General features: G+C 64.1%; 27 protein-coding genes and 1 tRNA gene. 13 read left to right on the forward strand and 15 right to left on the reverse strand.

Annotation, left to right across the window (positions count from 1 at the left end; translation table 11 throughout):
• Positions 1 to 51: 51 nt before the first annotated feature.
• The 3 genes from soxB to soxY all read right to left on the reverse strand — a co-directional run bounded on the left by soxB (position 52) and on the right by soxY (position 2729).
• On the reverse strand, positions 52 to 1749 hold the full coding sequence (gene soxB / locus BMY71_RS00800) for a thiosulfohydrolase SoxB (RefSeq protein ID WP_011504631.1): 1698 nt from the start codon (positions 1747 to 1749) through the stop codon (positions 52 to 54).
• Positions 1750 to 1893: 144 nt separating this feature from the next.
• Entirely contained in the window at positions 1894 to 2223 is a 330-nt protein-coding gene (gene soxZ, locus BMY71_RS00805) for a thiosulfate oxidation carrier complex protein SoxZ (RefSeq protein ID WP_011504632.1), read from the reverse strand.
• Positions 2224 to 2264: 41 nt separating this feature from the next.
• A complete protein-coding gene (soxY, locus tag BMY71_RS00810) occupies positions 2265 to 2729 on the reverse strand; it encodes a thiosulfate oxidation carrier protein SoxY (protein WP_011504633.1) in 465 nt (154 codons plus the stop codon).
• A gap of 176 nt (positions 2730 to 2905) precedes the next feature.
• On the opposite strand from soxY, the gene soxA reads away from it, so the two are divergent.
• Genes soxA through BMY71_RS00825 form a run of 3 tightly spaced genes read left to right on the forward strand, consistent with a single transcriptional unit; the run spans position 2906 to position 5027 of the window.
• Complete coding sequence (soxA, locus tag BMY71_RS00815) at positions 2906 to 3724, forward strand: sulfur oxidation c-type cytochrome SoxA (RefSeq protein ID WP_011504634.1); 819 nt, start codon at positions 2906 to 2908, stop codon at positions 3722 to 3724.
• 13 nt (positions 3725 to 3737) lie between these two features.
• A complete protein-coding gene (gene soxX, locus BMY71_RS00820) occupies positions 3738 to 4493 on the forward strand; it encodes a sulfur oxidation c-type cytochrome SoxX (protein WP_175557574.1) in 756 nt (251 codons plus the stop codon).
• Between the two features lie 27 nt (positions 4494 to 4520).
• A complete protein-coding gene (locus BMY71_RS00825) occupies positions 4521 to 5027 on the forward strand; it encodes a GlcG/HbpS family heme-binding protein (RefSeq protein ID WP_092681062.1) in 507 nt (168 codons plus the stop codon).
• A 138-nt stretch (positions 5028 to 5165) separates the two neighbouring features.
• Here BMY71_RS00825 and BMY71_RS00830 read toward each other — a convergent pair whose 3' ends face one another.
• Both BMY71_RS00830 and BMY71_RS00835 read right to left on the reverse strand, forming a co-directional pair.
• Positions 5166 to 5756, reverse strand: a complete 591-nt coding sequence (locus tag BMY71_RS00830) for a SoxW family protein (RefSeq protein WP_011504637.1) — start codon at positions 5754 to 5756, stop codon at positions 5166 to 5168.
• A gap of 23 nt (positions 5757 to 5779) precedes the next feature.
• Complete coding sequence (locus BMY71_RS00835) at positions 5780 to 6523, reverse strand: cytochrome c biogenesis CcdA family protein (protein WP_011504638.1); 744 nt, start codon at positions 6521 to 6523, stop codon at positions 5780 to 5782.
• A gap of 40 nt (positions 6524 to 6563) precedes the next feature.
• Here BMY71_RS00835 and BMY71_RS00840 point away from each other — a divergent pair, with 40 nt between their 5' ends.
• The 3 genes from BMY71_RS00840 to BMY71_RS00850 all read left to right on the forward strand — a co-directional run bounded on the left by BMY71_RS00840 (position 6564) and on the right by BMY71_RS00850 (position 8650).
• Entirely contained in the window at positions 6564 to 6995 is a 432-nt protein-coding gene (locus tag BMY71_RS00840; protein ID WP_092681063.1) for a thioredoxin fold domain-containing protein, read from the forward strand.
• 5 nt (positions 6996 to 7000) lie between these two features.
• Positions 7001 to 7378, forward strand: coding sequence for an ArsR/SmtB family transcription factor (locus BMY71_RS00845; RefSeq protein WP_011504640.1), 378 nt, complete (start codon positions 7001 to 7003; stop codon positions 7376 to 7378).
• Between the two features lie 69 nt (positions 7379 to 7447).
• On the forward strand, positions 7448 to 8650 hold the full coding sequence (locus tag BMY71_RS00850) for a YeeE/YedE family protein (protein WP_092681064.1): 1203 nt from the start codon (positions 7448 to 7450) through the stop codon (positions 8648 to 8650).
• Here BMY71_RS00850 and BMY71_RS00855 read toward each other — a convergent pair.
• Positions 8565 to 9017 (reverse strand): DsrE family protein, encoded by a 453-nt coding sequence (locus tag BMY71_RS00855; protein WP_092681065.1) that lies wholly within the window; start codon positions 9015 to 9017, stop codon positions 8565 to 8567. The genes BMY71_RS00850 and BMY71_RS00855 overlap by 86 nt on opposite strands.
• Before the next feature lie 391 nt (positions 9018 to 9408).
• Here BMY71_RS00855 and BMY71_RS00860 point away from each other — a divergent pair, with 391 nt between their 5' ends.
• From BMY71_RS00860 to copD, 7 genes are all read left to right on the forward strand, one after another.
• Positions 9409 to 9909 (forward strand): hypothetical protein, encoded by a 501-nt coding sequence (locus tag BMY71_RS00860; protein WP_092681067.1) that lies wholly within the window; start codon positions 9409 to 9411, stop codon positions 9907 to 9909.
• 366 nt (positions 9910 to 10275) lie between these two features.
• Positions 10276 to 11742 (forward strand): TolC family protein, encoded by a 1467-nt coding sequence (locus tag BMY71_RS00870; RefSeq protein ID WP_092681069.1) that lies wholly within the window; start codon positions 10276 to 10278, stop codon positions 11740 to 11742.
• Between the two features lie 13 nt (positions 11743 to 11755).
• Positions 11756 to 13135 carry a multicopper oxidase family protein gene (locus BMY71_RS00875; protein ID WP_092681686.1) on the forward strand — a complete coding sequence of 460 codons (1380 nt, stop codon included), beginning with the start codon at positions 11756 to 11758 and terminating at the stop codon, positions 13133 to 13135.
• A gap of 51 nt (positions 13136 to 13186) precedes the next feature.
• On the forward strand, positions 13187 to 13672 hold the full coding sequence (locus tag BMY71_RS00880) for a cupredoxin domain-containing protein (protein WP_092681071.1): 486 nt from the start codon (positions 13187 to 13189) through the stop codon (positions 13670 to 13672).
• Between the two features lie 23 nt (positions 13673 to 13695).
• Positions 13696 to 13995 carry a copper-binding protein gene (locus BMY71_RS00885; RefSeq protein ID WP_092681073.1) on the forward strand — a complete coding sequence of 100 codons (300 nt, stop codon included), beginning with the start codon at positions 13696 to 13698 and terminating at the stop codon, positions 13993 to 13995.
• Positions 13996 to 14127: 132 nt separating this feature from the next.
• A complete protein-coding gene (gene copC, locus BMY71_RS00890; protein ID WP_244525945.1) occupies positions 14128 to 14490 on the forward strand; it encodes a copper homeostasis periplasmic binding protein CopC in 363 nt (120 codons plus the stop codon).
• On the forward strand, positions 14490 to 15422 hold the full coding sequence (copD, locus tag BMY71_RS00895; RefSeq protein WP_092681077.1) for a copper homeostasis membrane protein CopD: 933 nt from the start codon (positions 14490 to 14492) through the stop codon (positions 15420 to 15422). The genes copC and copD overlap by 1 nt, the downstream gene beginning before the upstream one ends.
• Positions 15423 to 15469: 47 nt before the next feature.
• Here the strand turns inward: copD and BMY71_RS00900 are convergent, their stop codons facing one another.
• The 9 genes from BMY71_RS00900 to hisD form a co-directional block, all read right to left on the reverse strand.
• Positions 15470 to 15712, reverse strand: a complete 243-nt coding sequence (locus BMY71_RS00900; protein WP_011504651.1) for a hypothetical protein — start codon at positions 15710 to 15712, stop codon at positions 15470 to 15472.
• Positions 15713 to 15972: 260 nt separating this feature from the next.
• The gene (locus BMY71_RS00905; RefSeq protein ID WP_011504652.1) at positions 15973 to 16605 is read right to left on the reverse strand and encodes an NrsF family protein; all 633 of its coding nucleotides are present in this window, start codon (positions 16603 to 16605) and stop codon (positions 15973 to 15975) included.
• A complete protein-coding gene (locus tag BMY71_RS00910) occupies positions 16602 to 17153 on the reverse strand; it encodes a sigma-70 family RNA polymerase sigma factor (RefSeq protein ID WP_092681079.1) in 552 nt (183 codons plus the stop codon). Before BMY71_RS00910 ends, BMY71_RS00905 begins: the two co-directional genes overlap by 4 nt.
• A 461-nt stretch (positions 17154 to 17614) precedes the next feature.
• Positions 17615 to 17690 (reverse strand) — tRNA-Phe (locus BMY71_RS00915).
• A gap of 235 nt (positions 17691 to 17925) precedes the next feature.
• Positions 17926 to 18168, reverse strand: coding sequence for a DNA gyrase inhibitor YacG (gene yacG / locus BMY71_RS25145; RefSeq protein ID WP_092681081.1), 243 nt, complete (start codon positions 18166 to 18168; stop codon positions 17926 to 17928).
• Complete coding sequence (locus BMY71_RS00925; RefSeq protein WP_011504654.1) at positions 18158 to 18781, reverse strand: Maf-like protein; 624 nt, start codon at positions 18779 to 18781, stop codon at positions 18158 to 18160. The genes yacG and BMY71_RS00925 overlap by 11 nt, the downstream gene beginning before the upstream one ends.
• Before the next feature lie 358 nt (positions 18782 to 19139).
• The gene (locus BMY71_RS00930; protein WP_092681083.1) at positions 19140 to 19589 is read right to left on the reverse strand and encodes an arsenate-mycothiol transferase ArsC; all 450 of its coding nucleotides are present in this window, start codon (positions 19587 to 19589) and stop codon (positions 19140 to 19142) included.
• 70 nt (positions 19590 to 19659) lie between these two features.
• Entirely contained in the window at positions 19660 to 20151 is a 492-nt protein-coding gene (locus BMY71_RS00935) for a UPF0262 family protein (RefSeq protein ID WP_011504656.1), read from the reverse strand.
• Positions 20148 to 21443, reverse strand: a complete 1296-nt coding sequence (hisD, locus tag BMY71_RS00940; protein WP_092681085.1) for a histidinol dehydrogenase — start codon at positions 21441 to 21443, stop codon at positions 20148 to 20150. Before hisD ends, BMY71_RS00935 begins: the two co-directional genes overlap by 4 nt.
• Positions 21444 to 21577 lie beyond the last annotated feature (134 nt).

The following is a 21577-nucleotide window of genomic DNA, read 5'->3' on the forward strand; positions in this document are numbered from 1 at the left end:
ATTGCCTTTTGCTACCATATTTCGTGAACGTGTCGGTCGCGCGCGGTCATCTCAGGCTCCTGAAACCTTGACCGCGCTGCTGGGATCGATCTTCACCGGACCAGCCTGCGCGACGTGCTTGGACAGCACCTCCCAGATCGGCGGGCCCTCGGTGTTTTCGTTGATGCTGGCCCAGCCGGAGACCGTGTACTTCTTCGACGCCTCGATCGGCTTGCCGGTCTTGAGATGCGTCATGTTGGAGATCCGCGAGCCGATCTCCTTGCCGACGTCGATCGCATAGCCCATGCCGCCGGTGCGCACCATGTCGCCGCCGCCCTGGAAATAGGGATCGGGATGGAAGATGTTGTCGGCAATGTCCTCGAGCACGATCTTGAGCTGCTCGCCGGTCATCTCGGTGCGGTAGCAGTTCGGATAGGTGATCGCAGTGGCGTTGGTGATCGCTTCCCAGGTGATGTCATCGTTCGGCAGCAGCGTTCCGCCCCAGCGGAAACCGGGCGACAGGGCGATCTCGGTGTCGCGCTGCTTCAACATCGCTTCGCAGATCAGATCGTCGAACGTGCCGTTGAAATTGCCGCGGCGATACAGCAGCGAGTCGGTCTTGCCGACGACGCGGGCGAGATCCTTGGCAAAAGGCGCGCGCAGCTTCTCGACCAGTTGCGCCATCGCCGGATCCGGCTTGATGGCGTCGGCGAACACCGGCATCAGCTTGAAGCGGATATCGGAGACCTTCTTGTCCTTCACCGCGATATCGAGCCGCGACACGAATTTGCCGTGCGAGCCCGACGCCACCAGAACGGTGTCGCCGACCTTGACCAGGCCCGGCATCGCGTCGTGGGTGTGACCGGTGAGGATGACGTCGAGGCCCTTCACGCGCCCGGCGAGCTTGCGGTCGACATCGAAGCCATTGTGCGACAGCAGAACCACGACCTCGGCGCCTTCGGCGCGCGCGTCGTCGACCTGCTTCTGCATGTCCTCTTCGCGGATGCCGAACTCCCATTTTGGGAACATCCAGCGCGGATTGGCGATCGCGGTGCGCGGCAGCGCCTGTCCGATCACTGCGACCTTCACGCCGCCGCGCTCATACATCTTGCGCGCCTCGAACACCGGTTCCTGCCATTCGTTGTCGCGGACGTTCTGCGCGAGAAAGGCGAATGACGCCTGTTCGGCGACCTGCTTGACGCGATCGGCGCCGTAGGTGAACTCCCAATGGCCGGTCATCGCGTCGATCTTGAGCGCGCTCAGGACGTCGATCATGTCCTGGCCCTTGGTCTGCAGCGAAGTCCAGCTTCCCTGCCATGCGTCGCCGCCGTCGAGCAGTAGCACCTTGTCGTCGCCGCGCTCGGCGCGGATCGCGCCGACCAGCGTCGCGATCCGGTCCATGCCGCCCATCCGGCCATAGTTACGGGCGAGCGCGACGAAATCATCGGCGGTCAGCGCGAGAGCGTCCGGAGAGCCGGTAGCGATGTGGAAGTAGTTGCGGAATTCCGCGTCGGTGAGATGCGGCGGCTTGCCCTTGACCTCGCCGACTCCGAGATTGACCGACGGCTCGCGGAAATGCAGCGGCATCAGTTGGGCGTGGAGGTCGGTGATGTGTAGCAGCGTCACCGTGCCGAGCGGATCGAATTTCAGGATGTCGGCCTGCGTCAGCCGCTGCTGTGCCGCAACGCGCCCAACCGGACCGAGGCCGCCGGCGAGCGTCAGCGCCGACGCAGCCGCAGTCACCTGCAGAAATTCCCGCCTTGAGATCATCGTTTCATTCCCTTGTCCTCGCGCATCCGCCGGGCTGCTCGCCGCTAGACCGATCCGCTCGACCTCAATTCCCGGCACAGCTCCGCGATCCGAGGGCGTATCGCCCCCGGGCTTGCATCGATGTGGTCCGGTGGACTGCCGTCGTTAGCCGACGGTCAGCTTGTGCTTGGACGTGTAGTTGGAGCCGTCGTCGTCCTTCCAGGTGAAGGTGAACTCGCCGGACTCGGCCGCCTTGTAGAAGAACGACTGATATGGATTGGCCGAGATCGCCGGATTCCACTCGGCTTCAAATACCATCTTGCCGTTGAACTCGGCCACGAAGGTGTTGATGATCCTGCGCGGCACGATCTTGCCCGACGCGTCCTTACGCTGGCCGGACTCCATTTCGTGCGAAATCAGCGTCTTGATCTCGATGAGTTCGCCGGGCTTGGCCTGGGTCGGCACGCGAACGCGGGGTGTCGGAGTGATCGCCATCTGATTATCCTCGCCTGTCTGTTTCTTGATAACGGCCAGGCCTAACCGCCGCAGCCGCCGATGGTGACCTTGACGCTGGCCTTGCTCGAATACAGGCTGCCATTGGACATCTCGGCGATGCAGATGATGTTCTGGGTCTGCGCGAGCCGCATCCGCGTCGACGCTGCGGCCTTGCCGCAGGCGGGCGTGAACTTGTAGCTGACGATACCAGGCAGCGGATTGCCGTCGGCGAAGACATGAACCGCCTTGACGTAGTCCGCGCCGGTCATCGGGCTTTCGACTTCGACGTTGATCGGCACAACGAGACCGTTCTCCGCGATCTCAGGCACGTCGAGCTTGATCTTGCCGCTCTCGAACTTCTTGTCGCCGTAGAGCTTCTTGATCTCGGCGTCGACTGCAGCGACATCGGCGAACGACATCCGCGGCGCCAGCAGCGCAGCGAGGCCCGCGATTCCTGCGAGAGCCAGCATTTCGCGGCGACTCGTCTCAACCTTCGTGAAAACCATTGGGCATCTCCTCGGGGAGTCTTTCGCGTCCCTTGCCTACAGTACCGCTTGACGTTTCCAAGCTCGATCGGTCATGATCCGCAAACATCATTATATTGTTTTTCTTGAATGTAAAGATATCCGACAGTTCGGCGGATGTTTTTAGACCGCAAAAGACGGTCAACGGAGGAAGCGAGATGAGACCCATCGGATTAGCGGCGCTGCTAACGCTTGTGCTCTGCACAATGGCGTTCAAGGCTCAGGCCCAGGACGCGAGCGAAAAGGAAATCGAGCGTTATCGCGCGATGATCTCCGATCCGATGTCCAATCCCGGCTTCCTTGCAGTCGACCGCGGCGAGCAGCTCTGGGCCGAGAAGCGCGGCGCCAAGAACGTCTCGCTCGAAGGTTGCGACCTCGGTCTCGGCGCCGGAAAGCTCGAAGGCGTTTATGCGCAGCTGCCACGCTACTTCAAAGACGCCGACAGGGTCATGGACCTCGAGCAACGCCTGTTGTGGTGTATGCAGAATGTCCAGGGCCTCGACACCAAGGACGTCGTGACCCGCCGCTTTTCCGGTCCTGGCCGGGTCTCCGATATGGAGGACCTGGTCGCCTACATCGCTAACAAGTCGAGCGGCATGAAGATCGCGCCGCAGCTGGGCCATCCCAAGGAGCAGGAGATGCTCGCGGTCGGCGAGGAGATGTTCTATCGCCGCGCCGGCGTGATGGATTTCGCTTGCGCGACCTGTCACGGCAGCGAGGGCAAGCGGATTCGGCTGCAGGCGCTGCCGGACCTCGCCAAGCCCGGCAAGGAGCCGCAGGACACGATGGGGTCGTGGCCGACCTATCGGGTTTCGCAGGGCGCGCTGCGCACGATGCAGCACCGGCTATGGGACTGCTTCCGCCAGCAGCGCTGGCCCGCGCCCGAATACGGCTCCGACGGCATCACCGCGCTGACCATGTATCTCAACACGATGGCATCGGGCGGCGAGATCACCGTCCCCTCGATCAAGCGCTGAGGGAGGGCTGATCATGATCACGAAATCAAAATTGTCGGTGTTGACGCTGGCGCTCGGCGGCGCCCTCGCCTGCGGCTCGTTCGTTGCAAGCCTGGCCGCGGACAAGCCCGTCCCGCCGAAAAACGCCGAGGCCGCCAACCCTGAAGCCGCGAAGGCGGAAGCTGCGAAAGCCGAGCCTGCGAAGGCGGCGGAGCCGGCCAAGACGGCCCACGCCGCGCCGGTGCACAAGGTCTCTCCCGAACTCGTCGACGCCTATATCAAGGCGACCTTCGGCAAGGCGCCGCCAGAATGGCAGGAGCGCATCGTCCCGGACGAGACGATGAAGGACTGCAACGCCTATCGCGGCGATGTGCCGGTCGGCGTCGCCGACACGATCATCGAGCGCGAACTGAAGCGCGTGACCTTTCCGGCCGACGGCAAGTTTCTCGGCAACTGGAAGGAAGGCGCCAAGATCGCCAATAATGGCCGCGGCGGGCAGTTTTCCGACGACGAGAAGACGGTGAACGGCGGCAACTGCTACGCCTGCCACCAGATGGAAAAAGCCGAAGTGTCGTTTGGTACGCTCGGCCCCAGCCTCACCCACTTCGGCAAGGACCGCAAATACGCGGACGCCGAGATCAAGCAGGCCTACATCAAGATCTACAACTCCCAGGCGGTGATCGCCTGCTCCAACATGCCGCGGTTCGGCACCAACAAATTCCTGACCGAACAGCAGATCAAGGACGTGCTCGCGTTCCTGTTCGATCCGGAATCGCCGGTCAACAAGTAACAGCCGCTCGGCTGAAGGATTGGTTCAATGAACAGAAAATGGATACCGGCGATCGCGATGACCTTCGGCGCGGCGATCGGCACGATTCCGGCCGGCGCGCAGGACGCGCTGGTCGTCACCAAATCGCTGAACCCGGAGCTGGCGCTCGAATGCGCCAGGGCCGCGATCGCCGAGTGCCGCAAGCAGGGCTTTCAGGTCGCGGTCGCGGTGGTCGATCGCACCGGACTGCCGCAGGTGATGTTGCGCGACCGCTTCGCCGGCGCGCATACGCCGACCACCGCGACCGGCAAGGCCTGGACCGCGGTGTCGTTCAGGACGCCCACGACCGAACTGCAGAACATCACCAAGCCCGGGATGCCGCAGTCCGGATTGCGCGATCTGCCGAATGTGGTGATGCTGGGCGGCGGCATGATGATCGAGGCCGGAGGCTCTGTGGTCGGCGGCATCGGCGTGTCGGGCGCCCCCGGCGGCGATGCCGATGACGCCTGCGCCAAGGCCGGCATCGACGCCATCCGCGACAAGCTGGATTTCTGAGACCGCGCTTTTTCGAGCTTCGGTTCTGATTGATCAGAACCGAAGCGCGCACCGACATCCACTTCGCTCGAAAACGCTACGTCGTGATTTCATGGCGCGCGTAACACACGCGCCATCGAATCGAACCGCGAAGATCCGCTACACCGGCTTCTTCAGCCACTCGGTGAAGGGCATCGACAGATAGCCCTTCTCCCTGACGTAGCGGAACATCGCGAGAAATTCCGGTGGCTCCAGCAGGCCGGGCATCCGCACGACTTCCCGCTCCTGCGGTTTCTTCGCGGCCAGACCGTCGATCCGTTCCGGAAAGAACTGCACGGTCGGCGTGAAGCGAACGCCGTAGGCCTGAGCAAACGCCTTCTCGCCGAACTTGCTACCGTCGAAATCGGTGATCTCGCGGTCGCCGATGTGATTGAGGTGCACGATCTCGAAATTGTCCCGGATGTAGCTCTCGATGGCCGGGTCCATCATGTGGACCTCGTGCATCTTCTTGCAGGACGGGCAGCCTTTCAGCCCCCACATGATGGCGAAGCGCTTCCCCTTTGCGGTCGCGCCCTCGAGATCCTCTTTCAGATCGAGGAAGCTCTGGAGATACCAGTCGAGCTGGTACAGCCCGTCGTCGCCGAGCACCGGCCGGGCGCGTGCGGGCATCGCGCGCAGACCGAGCGCGCCGGCGCTGATCACTCCGAACGCTGCGAGCGCCTGACGGCGCGATATTGGACGATCGATCATCGGCCCCCTCCTGGTTGTGCGCTCTACCCGATCGTTCCGAACGCCGGAAAGGTCTGCAGCAACCATCCGGAGATCTTCGGCATCGCGCCAGTCAAAAACAGAACGCCAGTCAGAACAAGCGCGGAGCCCATCACCTTCTCGATGGTTTCCATATGCGCGCGCATCCGCGCCATCAGCCTGATGAACGCGCCGGAGAACAGCGCGGCCAGCAGGAATGGAAGCCCGATCCCGAGCGAGTAAGCGCCGAGCAGCAGCGCGCCCCGCGTTGCCGAGCCTTCCACGCCGGCGACGAGCAGGATCGTCGCCAGCACCGGGCCGACGCACGGCGTCCAGCCGAACGCAAAGGCGAGCCCGACCACATAGGCGCCGAAAAACCCGACGCCCCGGCTGACATTCTGGAAGCGCGCCTCGCGAAACAACAGTCCGATCCGGAACACGCCGAGGAAGTGCAGTCCCAGGATGATGATCACGATGCCGGCGACGATCCCCAGCGTGTCGAAATGATCGGTGATGACCTGGCCGAGTGCAGAGGCCGAAGCGCCGAGCGCGACGAACACGGTCGAGAACCCGAGCACGAAGGCCGCGGACGCGCCGACAACACGCCAATTGATCGCCCTGGTCGGCTGATCAGACCCACGGACGAGCTGGTCGAGACTGATTCCGGCGAGAAAACAAAGATAAGGAGGAACCAGAGGAAGCACGCAGGGCGACAGGAACGACAGCACCCCAGCCCCGAAGGCGCCGAACAGCGAGATATTGGAGACCACGACGCGACCGCCCCTGGAACAAACATGCGAATTCGTCTATATGTATCATAGCATGGCCCGAAAGCTCCTGAAATCGATGCTGCTCTGCGGAATCCTGTCGGCGGCGGCGTTTGCGCCTGCGGCCGCACGGGCTGCGGAATTATTGATGTTCGAACGCGACGGCTGCGTCTGGTGCGCCCGCTGGGACCGCGAGATCGGCCCGATCTACCCCAAGACCGACGAAGCCAGATTGCTGCCGCTGCGACGCATCAACATCGACCGCGACAAAGCTGCGGATCTTGGGTTAGCTTCGCCGGTGCGATTTACGCCGACCTTCGTGGTGATCGACAAAGGCCGCGAGGTCGGCCGCATCACCGGTTACATCAACGACGACGCGTTCTGGGGTCTGCTCGGCATCTTGGTCGCAAAGATCGCGCCGTCGCCTCACCCCAACCACACTGAACGCGGATTAGCGCAACGCAAGGCCAGTTGATCTCCATGACATCGATCCTCGACCCGAACATCGAGACCGAATTCCGCGACGGCGCGGAATACTCGCCCGAACTCGATATGCTGATGCGCCGGGCGCGCAAGGCGAGCAACTTCCTCAAGGCGGTGTCGCACGAAAACCGGCTGTTGCTGTTGTGCCTGCTTGCCGAACGCGAGCGCTCGGTGACCGAGCTGGAAAACATCCTGTCGCTCCGGCAATCGGCGGTGTCGCAGCAACTCGCGCGCCTGCGCTACGACGGCATGGTCGACACCCGGCGGGACGGCAAGACGATCTACTATAGTCTCGCCAATGACGACGTGCGTCGTGTGATCTCGGTGATCTATGATATCTTCTGCGCCTCAGCGCGAGGCGGCGACCAGAAGTAGTCCGACCCTCGCCGCAGCGCACAAGGCCACGCGATCGACGCGACCGCCTGGCGGCGTCGAGGGAACCCGATGCAGAATATGTCCGCCTTGCTGCTCGCGCTGACCGGCCTCTGCATCGGAACGGCGGCCGGCTTTTTCGTGCGTCTGGCGCGACTGTGCTCGTTCGGCGCGGTCGAGGACGCGCTGATGGGCGGCGACACGCGGCGGCTGCGGATCTTCGGATTGGCGCTCGGCATTGCGCTGATGGGGACGCAGGCGCTGGTGATCGGCGGCGTGCTCGACCCCGAACTCACCAACTACACCGGCGCCGCATTGCCGCTGGCATCGATCATGATCGGCAGCGTGCTGTTCGGCATCGGCATGGCGATGGTCGGCACCTGTGGCTTCGGTTCGCTGGTGCGGCTCGGCGCCGGGGATTTGCGCAGCTTCGTGGTGCTTTTGGTGCTCGGCGGCGCGGCCTATGCAACGCTGCGCGGCGTGTTGTCGGGATTCCGCATCACCGTGCTGGAACGATTGTCGGTGACGATGCCGGAGGGCGTCAGCACCGACCTTGCATCGCTGACCCGTTTTGCGTTCGGCCTCGACTTGCGCGCTGCGATCGCGGCGATCGGCGGCGGCGTGCTTTGCTTGCTGGCGTTTGGCGACAAGCGGCTGCGGCGAACGCCGCGGCTGCTGGCGGCCGGCGTCGCGCTCGGCATACTCACTGTCGCCGGCTGGCTGGCGACGACGAAGCTGCCCGACGATTTCGCCGGGCCGGTGCATCCGCAGAGCCTGACTTTCGTCTCGACGATCGGCAAGGCGGTCTATGCGGGCCTGCTGAACGCCGCCAACTTCGCCGATTTCGGCGTCGGCACGGTGTTTGGCGTAGTGCTGGGGTCGTTTCTCGCCGCCTGGCGCGCCGATGAGTTGCGTTGGGAAGCATTCGACGACGACCACGAGATGCGCCGTCACATCGGCGGTGCGGCGCTGATGGGACTGGGCGGCATTCTAACCGGCGGCTGCACCATCGGCCAAGGCATCACGGCAGGCTCGCTGCTCGCAATCTCCTGGCCGATCGCCATCGGCGGCATGATGCTCGGCGCCCGCATGGGGATCGCCGTGCTGGTCGACGGCTCCCCGGCAGACCTGATCCGCCGCCGCTGGGGCAGCCTGCGTGGCCGTCTGCAGCCGCGCAAGCCGGCCTCGATCAAGGCTTCAGATAACTCCAGCCGTCTTCCTGCAATTCCATCAGACGCACCGCGCCGGACGGCACCAGGGTCGCCTGCGGAATGACATTGAAGGCGCGCCCCTCGCGCGTCTCCATGCCCTGCTTGGTGTTGTCGCAAGCGGTGAATTTGATGCTCGATGGAAAGCTCGCATCGGCGATCTGCTTGATGCGGTCCTTCACCGGCGAGCTGTCATCGCGCAGCATATGCAGGCCCGGGCCGTAGGTGACGATCTCGACCTGAACGTCCTCGCCCTTCACCTTGTACGCCTCGATGATGTTCGTGGCGTTGTTCAGCGCGAGATTCATCACCACCGGATCGTTCTGATTGACCTGGATGGCGACCCGGTGCGATTTGGCGTCGGCCGCAGCGCCCATTGTGACGCCGAGCGCCAGAATCGCGACTGCCGCAATTGCACTGAACAGCGACTTCATTTGCTCTCTCCCCGATCTGTGTTTGTTGGCTGCAAACTACCGTCGCGATCTTCGGCTGTCATCCGCGGCACGCGATCGTGATCCGGAGGCGTGATCGATCACTTGCCACGCGGGTACGGGATGATGATCGTCGTGGTCGTCGGAGCGTTCAAAGTTGCCCCCTCGATTTCCGTCAGCGTCTTCTTCTCGCGCCTTGAAGTCTGCACCCCTATAGGGTACCTTTTGGACTCGACGAGTAGCGTCAGACCGATCGGCACAACGGGATCCGGCATTCACGGCGGTTGTCGGAAGGGCCAAGCGATCTGATGCATGTACGTTCCCGTTCGGCATATCTTACTTCGCGGAAGTCGGCCCGCTGATCGACTCGAAAGCCAGGTGTTTATTTCTCGATATGCTCTTCAGCCTCACCAGGAACCAGCGGATCAAGGCAGGGTGGATCGTCGCCCTGGTCTATCTGCTATGCATCCTGGTGCCGACGCTGTCCCACGCCCTGCCCGGGGAACACGCTGTCGCGCATTGCATGCCCCCGGAAGGCGGCATGTCGGGCTCGGCACACGTGCATGACGAGGCCGTTCAACCGATCCACGCCCATCTCGACGGCCAGACGCACGATCACTCGCCGGCCCCGCCAAAGGCGACGTCCGGCAATCACGGCCAGTCGTCGACAGCGACGCCCCAGGCCGATGACGAAGGGTCTTCCAGCAAAGGTCCACACACCGCCAACGGTCAGTGCTGCGCGCTGATGTGCGTCTCCGCAATGCCGGCGTCGCATTTCGACATCGCGATGCCCCCGATGTCGAACGCCCTCCGCATCGCGACCAGCTACCGTGCGTTGGCGGACAACGGCCCCGCCGTCCGAGACCGCCCTCCATCACCTGATCTGATCGCCTAGACGCGGTGCGTCACCCGAACAGGGTGAGCGCGCCTGTGGTCCATCGTCAGTTCAGGAAAAACCCATGTTTGCGCAGTTTGGGGCGAAGATCGCCGCCGTTGGTTCGGTGGCCGCGAGACTATTCGACAGACGACCAGCGATGTTTGCCGCCGTATCCGCCGGCGCCCTCACCCTCGGGGGCTGCCTGCCGATGCCGGCGCCGTTGGCGGGGGCAGACCCGGCAGACCCATCTGCGAGGGTCGCGGGCGTCGCCTACCGCTCGACCGTCGCTCCCTATACGAGCCTGCGCCCGGTCGCTCCCTCGGCATGGCGTGAGCGGAACGACCGCGCCGCTCCTGCTCCTAAATCCGGCCGTTAGGAGCGGACATGCCCAGCACGCTTCCCATCTCCAATCCTCCGTCCGTTCGTCGCGGCTCCCGGCCCGCAGCGGCCCTGGTCCTGCTTTCGTCGCTCGTCCTGTCCGGATGCGCCAGCTTCTCGCCTGATGCAGGCATGGGTGTCGTCGCCGGCGTCGCCGGCGAAACGATCAAGAAGGACGTCATCTCGATCAGGACCCAAGACGACGCGCTGCGTGCCGATAGCGCCGTGAAGGACCTGCTTCGCCGCACGTTGACGGTGGAGAGCGCCGTCCAGGTCGCGCTGCTGAGCAACCGCGGTCTGCAGGCGACCTACAATGAACTGGCGCTCGCCGAAACCGATCTCGTCGGCGACAGCCTTCCGCCCAACCCGACTTTCTCGATCTCCCGCATCGCCGGCAACGGCGGGCTCGAGATCGAGCGGCGGGTCGTCGGCGACATTCTCGCCCTCGCGACGCTACCCTTCCGTTCGGAGTTGGCCCGCCAACGCTTCGAGAAGGCGCAGTTGCGTGCCGCCGAAGACACGCTGCGGCTCGCCGCGGACGTCCGCCGCATCTACTACAGGACGGTGGCCGCCAACGAACTGGTCGGGCTTCTCACCGACGCCAAGTCGACCGCCGAATCCACCGCCCAGCTTGCGGCGAAGCTCGGCGAGACGGGGTCGCTCAACAAGCTCGACCAGGCCCGCGAACAGGCGTTCTACGCGGAAACGACAGCCGATCTGGCGACCATGCGACAGGAGGCGGCGAGCTCCCGCGAGCGACTGATCCGGCTGCTCGGGCTGTGGGGCAGCGACATCGGCATCAAGCTGCCACAGCTTCTGCCCGTTCTTCCCCGTCGGCCGCTATCGCTGCCGCGAATCGAAGTCGATGCAGTGACCCACCGGATTGATCTGCAGATCGCACGGATCGAACTGGCGGTGTTGGCGAAGTCGCTGAACCTCACGCAAGCCAGCCGTTTCGTGACGCTGCTCGACGTCGCCGGCATCGAGAGCAAGACCCGCGATCCGGAGGGGCCGCCGTTCCGCGAGCGCGGCTTCGACCTCCAATTCCAGATTCCGATCTACGACGGCGGCGAGGTCCGCGTTCGACAGGCCGCTGAAACCTACAATCAGTCGTTCAATCTCTTGACCGAGAAGGCCATCAACGTCCGCTCCGAAGCGCGCAATGCGTTCCGTGTCTATCGTTCGACCTACGACATCGCGGGTCACTACCAGCGCGAAGTCCTGCCGCTGCGCAAGATCATCTCCGAAGAGATGCAACTACGCTTCGGCAGTATGCAGGTCGACGTCTTCGCGCTCCTCACGGAGGCGCGCCAGCGCATCGCCGCGCTTCGCGCGGCCATCGAGGCCAAGCGAGACTTCTGGCTCGCGCAATCCGAACTGCAGACCGCGGTCAACGGCGGCGGTCGCGGCGAATCCCAAACCGAAACCAGAACGTCGGCCACCGCCCAGGCGTCCGGCGGCGGCGCGCATTGAAATGGAGAACCCCATGCTGTCCCGAAGAAACTTCCTCGGCTCCGCAACGGCGCTCGCCAGCGTTGCTGCCGTCACCGGCCGCGCCCAGGCCGCGACCATTCCGGAGGCCGCGACGATGGAAAAGACGACGATGCAGCCGCCGCTGCATCCGACCAGCGGGCCCGACTACAATCCGGTCGTCACACTCAATGGCTGGACGCTGCCCTGGAGGATGAACGGAGATTGGAAGGAATTCCACCTTGTCGCCGAGCCGGTCGAGCGCGAGTTCGCCGAAGGCATGACGGCGCATCTCTGGGGCTACAACGGCCAGTCGCCGGGGCCGACCATCGAAACGGTGGAGGGCGACAAGGTCCGCATCTTCGTCACCAACAAATTGCCCGAGCACACCACCGTGCACTGGCACGGCGTACTCCTGCCGGCCGGGATGGACGGCGTGGGCGGACTAAATCAGCCGCACATCCCGCCGGGCAAGACGTTCGTCTACGAATTCGAGATGAAGCACAGCGGCACGTTCATGTACCACCCCCATTCGGACGAGATGGTCCAGATGGCGATGGGCATGATGGGGATGATGGTCGTACATCCGCGCGACAAATCCTTCCGGCCAGTCGATCGCGACTTCGTCTTCATCATGAGTTCCTATCTCATCGACCCCGGCACCTATCTGCCGAAGGTCACCGAGATGACCGACTTCAATATGTGGGCCTGGAACAGCCGGGTATTTCCCGGCATCGATCCACTTCCGGTGCGCCTCGGCGACCGTGTCCGGGTTCGCGTCGGCAACCTCACCATGACCAACCATCCGATCCATTTGCATGGACACAATTTCGCTGTCAGTTGCACGGACGGCGGCTGGGTGCCGGAGAGCGCGCAGTGGCCTGAAGTAACGACGGACATTCCCGTCGGCTCAATCCGCGCATTCGACTTCACCGCGGACAACCCCGGCGATTGGGCGTTCCACTGCCACAAGTCGCATCACACCATGAATGCCATGGGCCACGACATCCGCAACCTGATCGGGGTGTCGAAGAAGGATCTGGCGAAGGCGGTCGGCAAACTTGCTCCGGACGCGATGGTGATGGGAACCACCGGCGGCGCCATGGGGGACATGGAGATGCCGCTTCCCGACAACACGCTCCCCATGATGACCGGATCAGGGCAGTTCGGCCCGATCGAGATGGGCGGAATGTTCACCGTAATGAAGATCCGCGAAGGCCTCGCCCGCGACGACTACAAGGACCCTGGTCCCTACGATTTCCCGAAAGGCACCGTCGCATACGAGGTCGACGCGCCGCAAAGCGCCGCCCCGCGCCAGGCCAACGACAAGACGAAAGCCAAGGCGGCCGATCCGAAGCCCGTGAAGATGAACATCAAAGGGATGAAGGGAATGTAGGCGTTCCCGAGAACCGATCACCTTCCAAACCACATTCCAGAGGAGATCAAGATGAAGACCAAACTGATGGCGGCCGCAGCGGCCTTGGTCGTGTCGTTTGCGCCCGCCCCACTCCTGGCGGGAGCCGATCACGGCCGCCACACGCACAGCGCGGCGTTCTCGGCCGGCGAGCCGGGCGACGCGAGCAAGCCTTCACGGATCGTGCAGGTCACCATGACCGAAGCCGACGGGAAAATGCTGTTCACTCCCAGCAGGGTCGAAATCAGGAGTGACGAGCAGATCAAGTTCGTGCTGCGCAACAGCGGTGAACTCGATCACGAGTTTGTCCTTGCCACCACCGAAGACAACCTCAGACACGCCAGTTCGATGAAGAATGATTCCAACATGGAGCACGACGATCCCAACGCCAAGTGGCTGGCTCCGCAGAAGACCGGCCATCTCGTCTGGAAGTTCACCAAGGCGGGGGAATTCGAATACGCCTGCCTGATACCCGGTCACCGCGAAGCGGGAATGATCGGCACCGTCATCGTCAAGTAGTCCACCCCCCCGAAAGGAACGAAATGACCAACAACAAACTCGCCGCAGCCACGCTCGCGTTCGCGCTTCTCTCCTCGTCCGCAGTCCTTGCGCAGGACGCGATGGTCAAGGGCGAAGTGAAAAAGGTCGACGAGGCCGCCAAGAAGATCACGCTCAAGCACGACCCGATCAAGAGCCTCGGGATGGATGAGGGCATGACGATGGTCTTCAGAGTTCAAGACCCCGCAATGCTGAAGCAGGTGAAAGCCGGCGACAAGGTCCAATTCACCGCCGAGCGCGGCAGCGACGGCATCGCCATCACCAAGATCCAAAAGAGTAAGTAGATCCGGTGATAGCCTCCGCCGTCATCGAATAGCCTGACGGCGGAGGCGGGATCGTCTGCACGGCGTCAACGAATGGCGTCGCCACCTTTCCTCACGCCAAAATCCGCACAATCCAGGGGAAGATCAATGGCCATGAAGACTTCTTTGACGGCCTTCGCGCTGATCGCAGCAACCCTCGGCGCCGGCGTCGCCTACGCCCATCCCGAATTGCAGTCGACCGAGCCCGCTGCCGGAAAGGCGTCGGCTCCGCCGAAGGAGATCCGCATTCTGTTCAACGAGAACATCATTCCGCGATTTTGCGGGATCGAACTGAAGGGCCAGGCCGGAAAGGCGATCGCGACCGGAAAGGCAACGGCTGATCCCAGCAACAAGAAGCTGATGATCGTGCCTCTCAAGGATCAGCTCTCGCCCGGCGACTACAAGGTCGAATGGCACGCGGTGTCTGACGATACGCACAAGGTCAAGGGCAGCTACTCCTTCAGCGTGGCGCGCTGATGATCGATCTCGGGCTCGTCACCGCCCGTTTCATCCACTACGCGGCATCCACTGCGCTCGCCGGAATCGCGTTCTTTCCGATCTATGCTTGTGCCGGAGGCGAGCCCCCGGAGCTCGCCCGCTGGAGAAACAAGCTGATGGTCTGGTCGGCGATCCTCGCTCTGATCAGCGGCCTCGGCTGGTTCGCCTTCGCTGCAGCCAATATGAGCGGCGGGCTGGCGGACGTCGCGGATTTGGAAGTCATCGCGTCAGTCATTCGCGACACCGGCTTCGGCGGCGTCTGGGCGGCGCGCATGGTCGTCGCGACTGTACTGGTCGCCACGCTCCTCCGGCGCTCGTCGCGGGCGGGCGCCGACCGGGATAAGGTGACGTTCTTACTCGCCGCCGGACTCCTCGCCTCCCTCGCGGGCGCCGGTCACAGCCAGATGGCGGAGGGCTGGGCGAGCGCGCTGCATGTCACCGCGGACGCGGCGCATCTTCTCGCGGCGGGAGCCTGGCTCGGTGGACTTGCTCCGCTCGGTTTCATCCTGCGGCGCGGCGCGGCGACGCCGGCGAGACCAACCTGCGTCGATATCGATAGCGTGCTGATACGTTTTTCCGGAATGGGATACGTCGCCGTGGCGACGCTGATCGGAACCGGACTTGTGAACAGCTGGTTCCTCGTCGGATCGATCTCCAGCCTGCTTCACAGCACCTACGGGCAAATCCTCATAGCGAAGCTGGCGCTGTTCGCAAGTATGCTCGCGCTCGCTGCGGCGAACAAATTCTGGTTGATGCCGGCGCTGGAAGCGTCGCGAAGGCGCGATTTGGACGGATCCGACCTCTGGCGACGCAGACTTCGAACCCATGTGCTGGGCGAGCAAAGTCTGGGCCTGCTGGTCCTGCTGAGCGTGAGCGTTCTGGGAACGATACGACCCGCGATCGGACAATGACCACGCGGGAGGCAGCCGCTCGACGGCCGCCTCCCGCGCTCGGCTGATTACTTCTTTTCACCCATATGATGGTTTTCGGACTTCGGCCCACCGCTGTAATGATGGCCACCGTCCTGACCGGTCTTCTTTGCCACCCCCGTGTCCGGGTTTTTGGTCGCGTGCGGCGTCCCCGTCTTCGGACCACCTTGATAGCGATGCGCGTTGGGTTCGGTCGAGGAGGTCTGAGCCAGGGCCGGCGCAACCGAAAAGGCGAGAGCCGCGGCGATAGCGATCAGTCTTCGATTGGTCATAGCAATCTCCGTCAAGTCATGGTGGACGATGGTTCGTGGATGGAGCGCGGTCCGCCAAACAACACCGGCGCCAAAACGGTCGCAGTTAAGCGATCCCCCGCGAAAGCTCGGCCTGTGCAGACATGTTACACTTCCTCGCGGCTCACTCGGGAAGCGCCACGGCGCCCCCCGTCAGGTGCTCAAAAGTGAATTCGTGAAGGAGAGCAGTTCGGTTACAGCCGTTCGAAAGAATATCCCGGCGATTGCCGATATCGTTGCGCTCACCAGCGCAGCAGCCGGGGGCCGAGCAATGCGCCGGCCAGCGTGCACAGCACCACCGTCCCGCCGTACCAGACGGAAATGAATGCAACGCTCTCGGCGGCGCAGTGGAGTGCATAGCCCATAGCGCTGACGCAGCCTGCGACCAGACCGGACACTGCGCCCGCCCTCACCAGATCTGTCGGGGCCATCCGGCGCACCGCCCAGATGATGGTGGCGAACGGAACAATCGCGATGACCGGGATCGACACCAGGCATTCAATCCATTCGTCGCCGACGATCTCGGTCCTCCAGTGCGACATCGGCGTCAGGGAAAGCGCGCCGATCGCGAGCCCCATCACCGCGAGCAACGGAAGCGATAGCAGCGCCAGTGACACCCGACGCTCACCACCCGGTCGCGCCAGCCGACTTAGGACAATCGATGCCGGGATGAGGATGGGGAGCATCAGCCCGATCTTCAGCAACAGATACGGCAGTGAGCGGTCGAGGTCCGGGCGCAGCCCCATCACCGCCAGCACAAGGCAGGCGGCGAGCAGGACGCCCCCAGCAATGACGAGCACCAGCGTTCGGCCGGCCGGCCGGCGAACGGGCTCGACATTGGTTCCGAGCATGGCGATGAGATCGTCGGTCTTCATGACAGTTTCTCCCGTCCGATCATCGCGGCCAACGCCTTCAAACCGCGATGGACGCTTACTTTGACTGAAGACTCGCTCATCTTGAATTTAGTCGCCGTCTCGGCGACGCTCAGACCGTCCAGCTTGACGGCCTGCACAGCCGTCCGCATCTTCTCCGGAAGTCCCGCCATCAGCCTGCTGAGATCGATGGAACTCTCGACGCCGGCGGCGGCGTCCTCCTCCACCAACGGATCGATGCCGTCGATTCGGACGTCAGACATCGACCCCCGGGTATGCCGCAGGTGGTCGATCAGCTTGTAGCGCGCAATCGCGCGCACCCAGGGCGTCAGCAACTGCGCCGGGTCATAGGTGTGGCGCCTCATGTGAATGGCCATCAAGGCTTCTTGAACAAGGTCCTCGGCCTCTGTCGCGCTGCGGCCGATTCTGGCGAGCTTGCCCCGGTAATAGACGCGCAGATTGCCGCTCAGCCGCGACAGCAGTTCGCGGTGCGCAGCGGCCTCGCCGCGCAGGCTTGCCAGCATCAGCGGCTTCAGCTCGTCCTCGACCATCTCAGCGCCCTAACAACCTCAATTCGGGCGGAACCGCAGCTTGGTTACATCTCACGCAGGAAAATCGGGCCGACGCCTCGGCGTTTTCCATGCGCAATGTGCGGTCGCGTCCTGGAGGGCCTCAACGAGGTCAAAGGGCCGACTACCCCCGCCGGTAGCGGGCCCGATCCGGTTGACGGTTCTGCGGAGGTCGGCGGTGAAGCGAGAGGTTCTTTTCCCTCGCCGATCGGCGGACGCGGAATGTCAGAGCAAACGGCTATGCTCGAAGAAGCGTCGGCAATGCGAGAGGGATGAAACGGGCCATCCAGCGGAGCGGAAGCCCTCAGCGGACCGAAGCATTTCGACAGGGCCCGGCAGGTGTCTGATTCGTAGAGCGCCCCGGTCGCCTCGATGCCGCAATCGCATCAGGGGCGTCACCGCGAGAGAACCGAACGACCAACCGTTCGCAATCTGTTTCGGAATGGTGCCCAGGGGCGGGATCGAACCACCGACACTGCGATTTTCAGTCGCATGCTCTACCAACTGAGCTACCTGGGCGTTCCGTCCGGCGCGAAGGCCGGGGGAGCGCCGGTTTATAGTCAGCCGCGGCGGCGCTGTCCACCCGTCCCGACACTCCTTTGCCCGGGAAAAATCGCCGGGAATTCAGAAGGGCCTGCCGGGTCGCAGACAACCCGCAAGCGGGGGCGAAGTCGTCGGGGAAATCTCGGCGGCGTCGGACAACGCTTGCCCGCGGGCCGGGATCGGCCAATGACCGACCAGCGGCCCGCTTTGCTCAATCTTCGTCGTTTTCCGATGGCGCGGCGGAAATCACATAAGCGCCCGACAGCCAGCGGTTGAGATCGACGTCGCGGCAGCGCTCGCTGCAGAACGGCCGGGATTGCTCGGTCGCCGGCTTGCCGCAAACCGGGCAGCGCTTGGCCTTCGTGGCCTTCGCAGCCCCAGACTTTGCGGCGGGTGTCTTGGCGCCAGAAGCCTTGCCGGCAGAAGGCTTGGCGGCGGGAGCGTCAGGAGGCATTGAGCCAGCCGAACCGGATCGGGAAACCTTCGCCGCCGAGCAGCGACACCGTCTCGTACAACGGCAGGCCGACGATATTGGTGTAGGAGCCGACGATCTTGACCACGAAGCTGCCGGCGATGCCCTGCACGGCGTAACCACCGGCCTTGCCGCGCCATTCGCCGGAACCGACATAGCCGTCGATATCTTCCTCCGACAGCCGCTTGAACCGGACCTTGGTCTCGATCAGACGCTGGCGGAAGCTGCCCTTCGGCGTCACCAGGCAGACCGCGGTGTAGACCCGGTGGTTGCGACCGCTGAGCAGCCGCAGGCATTGCGACGCCTCGTCGACCAGCTCGGCCTTGGGCAGGATGCGGCGGCCGACCGCCACCACGGTATCGGCGGCGAGCAGATAGGCGCCGCGCAGATCGTCGTCGAGCTGGATCGATTGCAGCGCCGCCTCGGCCTTGGCGCGGGCCAGGCGATTGGCGCAGGAGCGCGGCAATTCGCCCTTGGTCGGCGTCTCGTCGACATCGGCCGGACGCAGCGCGTCGGGCTCGATCCCAGCCTGATTGAGCAGAGCGAGCCGTCGCGGCGAGCCGGAGGCGAGAACGAGTTTGGGACGGCCGAGCATGCGGGACTTTTGATTCGAACGATGGCGCGGGAATGCGCGCGGAACCTATCGGAAGGCAGGGGTTCCGACAACAGCGCAGGCGAGCGGGTGTTTCCAAGTATAAGGGCCGGGAAAGGCGATGCGGTGCTCGCCCGCTGTCGCGTGGTCCTGTTCTCTCGGCGCTCTGCGCCCGCCCGCACCCTGCCGGTGTGCTCTCTGCCCTGCGGAGACAGGGCTGGGATGATGGGCTACGAGTCCCGGCTCGGCCGGGTCGAGGAGCCCTCTCGCCCGCCCACATCCGGGCAATGCAGGCCGACCTCTCCCTGCACGCGGGGCGAGGTTGCTCCGTGCACCGGACCGCCGAGCCACGCTCCCCGAACTACTCGTTGCCGCCGCTGTGGCGGCTGAAGCGCTTGAGGATGCGTTGCATCAGGGCCTCGCCGAGTTCGCGATAGGCGGCGAGCTTCTGCTCGCGATTGCCGTCGACGCCGGTCGGATCGAAGGTCGGCCAGTATTCGACATCGACCGCGCTGGTGCGGGTCAGCTCCAGCGCCTTGTGATGCGCCTCCGGCGACAGCGTCACGATCAGGTCGAAGTTCAGCCCCTCGTAGTCGTCAAGCTCCTCGAAAGTCATCGGCTTGTGCTTCGAAATGTCGAGGCCCATTTCGGCCATCGCCGCCACCGCGAACGGATCGAGCTCGAGCTTCTTCACGCCGACCGAGCGGACATACATCGTGCGCGGCGCGATCTGTCGCAGTATCCCTTCGGCCATCGGCGAGCGTACGCTGTTCATGCCGCAGGCGAACAGCACCGCTTGCGGCTGTCCCATGCGCTCAAACCCGCTGCAACGGACGCATGATCTGGCCCGAAAACCGGCGACCACTTTTCGGGATCATGCGTTATCCCTTCCAGTGCAACACCGAGATCAGTGTGAACAGCCGGCGCGCGGTCTCGAAATCGATCCGGACTTTGCCGGACAGACGTTCCTGCAACGTCCGGGAGCCTTCGTCGTGGATGCCGCGACGGCCCATGTCGATGGCTTCGATCTTGTCCGGCGTCGCGGTGCGGATCGCCTGGTAGTAGCTATCGCAGATCATGAAGTAGTCCTTCACGATGCGGCGGAACGGCGACAGCGACAACAGATGCGTGATCACCGGGGCGCCGTCCTCGCGGCGGATGTCGAACATCAGCCGGCTGCCGGTGATGCCGATATGCAGCGTGAACGGCCCATCGCCCGCGCCCTCCGGCGCGAACAGGTTCTTTTCGACCAGATCGTAGATCGCGATGGCGCGCTCGTGCTCGATGTCCGGCCCGGAGCGCCCGATCGATTCCTCGTCGAGCGTCACCGCGACGATGCGATTGTTGGAATCGTCTGGTTGCGAGGTGCTCATCGCCGATTCAGACGCAGTCCCACCGAGCGCGCATGAGCATCCAATCCTTCGGCCTTGCCGAGCGTCATCGCCGCGGGTCCGAGGGCGGCGAGCTGCTCCGGACCGCATTTCAGGATCGAGGTCCGCTTCATGAAATCGAGCACGCCGAGCCCGGAGGAGAACCGCGCCGAACGCGCCGTCGGCAGCACGTGGTTGGAGCCTCCGACATAGTCGCCGATCGCCTCCGGCGTATGCGCGCCGAGGAAGATCGCGCCGGCATTGCGGATCTTGGCCGCGAAGGCTTCCGGATCGGCAGTGATGATCTCGAGATGCTCGGCGGCGATGGCGTCCGCGAGGCCGACCGCCTCGTCGAGCCGGGCGACCTTGATGATGGCGCCGAACGCGTCCCACGAGGCGCGCGCGATCTTTTCGCGCGACAGCGTCTTCAACTGCGCCGCGACGGCGCGCTCGACCTCGGCCGCCAGCGCCGCATCGTCGGTGATCAGGATCGACTGCGCATTGGCGTCGTGCTCGGCCTGCGCCAGAAGATCGGCCGCGATCCAGTCCGGATTGCCGGTGTTGTCGGCGACCACCACGACTTCTGAGGGACCCGCGATCATGTCGATGCCGACACGACCGAACACCAGCCGCTTGGCGGCGGCCACATAGGCGTTGCCGGGGCCGACGATCTTGGAGACCGGCGCGATCGTCGCGGTGCCGTAAGCCAGCGCGGCCACCGCCTGGGCGCCGCCGACGCGGTAGATCTCAGTTACGCCGCCGAGCTGCGCCGCGGCGAGTACCAGCGGAGCGAGCTTGCCGTCGGGTGACGGCACCACCATCACCACGCGCTCGACGCCGGCGACCTTGGCGGGGATCGCGTTCATCAGCACCGAGGACGGATAGGCCGCGGTGCCGCCGGGGACATAGAGGCCGACCGCCTCGATCGCGCTCCAGCGCCAGCCGAGCTCGACGCCGAGCGGATCGGTGAAGCGGTCGTCCTTCGGCAATTGTCGGCGGTGGAAGAATTCGATGCGGTCGCGCGCGAATTTCAGCGCGTCGATGGTATCCGGGTCGCACAGCTTGACCGCGGCGTCGACCTCGGCGGCGCTGACGCGCAGGCCGCTCGCTTCCAGCTTCAAACGGTCGAACTTCGCGGTGGCTTCGAGCAGAGCCGCGTCACCGCGCGCCGCGACGTCGTCGACGATGGCCCGGGTGGCCGCCTCGATGTCGGCCGCGACCTCGCGCTTCATGGCCAGGAAGGCCTTGAATTGAGAGGCGAAATCGGTGCTGGCGCTGTCGAGACGAATTGGCATTTGGAAGCTTCCGGCGGCACAAAGGCCCAACAGGCCCTGATGCTCAATGGCGCGGCGACTTACCGCCGTCAACCCTCAAGGCCGAAGGGTGTTGCCTGACCCGCCGGGCAATGCCCAAGCCAGCCGCGGCCGCG

Origin of the sequence: Rhodopseudomonas pseudopalustris, from assembly GCF_900110435.1 — a bacterium.
Lineage (GTDB): Bacteria > Pseudomonadota > Alphaproteobacteria > Rhizobiales > Xanthobacteraceae > Rhodopseudomonas > Rhodopseudomonas pseudopalustris.